1 protein-coding gene is annotated in these 2,370 nt (G+C 67.2%); it reads left to right on the forward strand.

Translation table 11 applies throughout. The features are described from left to right. Window positions 1-61: 61 nt before the first annotated feature. A partial coding sequence (locus ACFU8Q_RS41015; RefSeq protein ID WP_384465182.1) for a discoidin domain-containing protein occupies window positions 62-2,370 on the forward strand: 2,309 nt, incomplete at its 3' end.

Raw genomic sequence — 2,370 nt, forward strand, 5'->3', positions numbered from 1 at the left:
CCTGCGCGTCACCCGCACGGACCTCCAGGAACGAATCCATCGAGAACGCTTGGAGTTTCACATGAGAGTGCGTCCAAGACAGTTGCTGTGCCTTCTCGCGTTAACGGTCTCCCTGCTCGCCCTCGCCGCTCCCGCCACGCCGGCGAGCGCCGACCCCGTCCCGGTCAACGGCAAACCCGCAGTGGTACCCGCGCTCCAGAAGTGGCAGGGCCGCACCGGATTCTTCGAGCTGCGCCGGCACAGCCGCATCGTGTTCGCCGGCGCACAGCGCGACCGTCTGCGCGACCAACTCGCCATGCTCCCGGACGAGATCGAGCAGGTCACGGGGCGCAAGCCGGCCCTGTCGCCGCGCCACCCGCACAGCGGCGACATCGTGCTGTCGATCGACCCCACCCTGCCCGAAGCGGTGGACAGCGCCCGGTTCAAGGAAGAGGGCTACACCTTCACGGTCACCGGCGAGAACGTGCGGATCACCGCGCCTACCGCGAAGGGCGTCTACTACGGCACGCGTACGCTCCTGCAGATCCTGCTGCTCGACGACGGCCGTGATTCCGTCCCTGTGGGCACTGCCGTGGACTGGCCGAACTACAAGGTGCGGGGCTTCACGCTGGATGTCGGACGGCGCTTCTTCACCGCGGACTTCATCCGCGACTACATCCGTCTCATGGGCTGGTTCAAGCTCAATGAGTTCCAGATCCACCTCAACGACAACGGGTTCAAGGGCGACCGGCCCTGGAGTGAGGCCCAGGCCGGCTTCCGGCTCAAGACCGACAACCTCGCGCTGTCCGGCCTGGCCTCGAAGGACGGAGCGTACGACCGGCACGACTGGGACTCCTTCGAGGACACCGCCGCCGCCAACGGTGTCACGATCGTCCCCGAGTTCGACGCTCCCGCCCACTCCCTCGCGTTCATCCGGTTCAAGCCGTCCCTCGGTCTTGACAACGGCGACTCCGACCACCTGGACTTGTCCAAACCGGAGACCACCGCGTTCATGAAGTCGGTGTTCGACGAGTTCACGCCGTGGTTCCACGGTCCGGACGTGCACTTCGGCGCCGATGAATACCGGGCCGACAAGCCCCGCTACAAGACCTACTTCAACGAGATGTCCGCCCACATCCGTGCGCTCGGCAAGCATCCGCGCGCCTGGGGCAGCCTGTCCCTGATGGCGTCCAGCACCGAGGGCTACGACCGGGACGTCACCCTCAACAGCTGGAACAACCAGTGGTACGGCCCGCAGGCCGCCAAGAAGGACGGCTACTCGTTCATCAACACCAACGACGCACTGCTCTACATCGTCCCGTTCGCGAGCTACTACCACGGCCACGGCCTGGACGGTAAGTACCTCTACGACAACTGGGAACCCAACGTCTTCCCCGACGGCCAGAGCGTGGCACCGAAGGACCCTCAACTCCTCGGCGCCATGTCCTCGGTGTGGAACGACCTGACCACGTCCAGCTACACCGAACTCGACGTACACAAACTGGTCGAGCCCACCTTCGGAGTCCTGGCGCAGAAGATGTGGAGCGGTGCCAACTCGGGTGTCCCGTACAGCGATTTCATGTCGACCGTGCGCAAGCTCGGCGTGGGTACGGGGCTGACCGAGGTCGCCACGACACTCGCCACCCCGGCCAACAGCGAGCTGAGCGCGGGCAAGCCGGCGACCGCGTCCGCGGGCACGGCCGGCGCGGCGTTCGACGGGGTGAGCACCACCAAGTGGCAGAGCGGCCAGGGAGATCACGCCTGGCTCCGCGTGGACCTCGGCCGCCCCCAGATCGTCACCAAGGTCGACCTGGACTGGGCGCCCGCATACGGCCGCGACTACGCGATCCAGGTGTCCGGGGACGGCACGGCCTGGACCACGGTCGCCCGCCGCACGGACCGCACGTCCGCGGGATCCGACACGCTCACCTTCGAACCGGTCATTGCCCGGTACGTGCGTCTCGTCGGCACCGAAGCGGCCCGCAAACAGGCCGGCTACGCGCTGTGGAGCATGCGCGTCTTCGACGCAGCGGATCTGGCGTTGCACCGGCCGACCACCGCGTCGTCGTCCGAAGTGCCCAGCCTGGGACCGGAGAACGCCACCGACGGTGACCCGGCGAGCCGCTGGGCCAGTGCCTACCGTGACGGCGAATGGATCCAGGTGGACCTGGGCCAGGCACAGCCGGTCCGCCGCGTCCTGCTCGACTGGGAGACGGCGTCCGGACAGGACTACGACATCCAGGTCTCCGACGACGGAGTGAACTGGAAGACAGCCGCCGCCGTCCGGAACAAGCCTGCGGGCGCCCGCGTGGACGACCTCACCTTCGCGCCCGCCTCGGGCCGGTACGTGCGCATGCAAGGCATCAAGCGCACGTCGTCCTTCGGCTATTC

Origin of the sequence: Streptomyces sp. NPDC057543 (assembly GCF_042801895.1) — a bacterium.
Classification (GTDB): Bacteria; Actinomycetota; Actinomycetes; order Streptomycetales; family Streptomycetaceae; genus Streptomyces.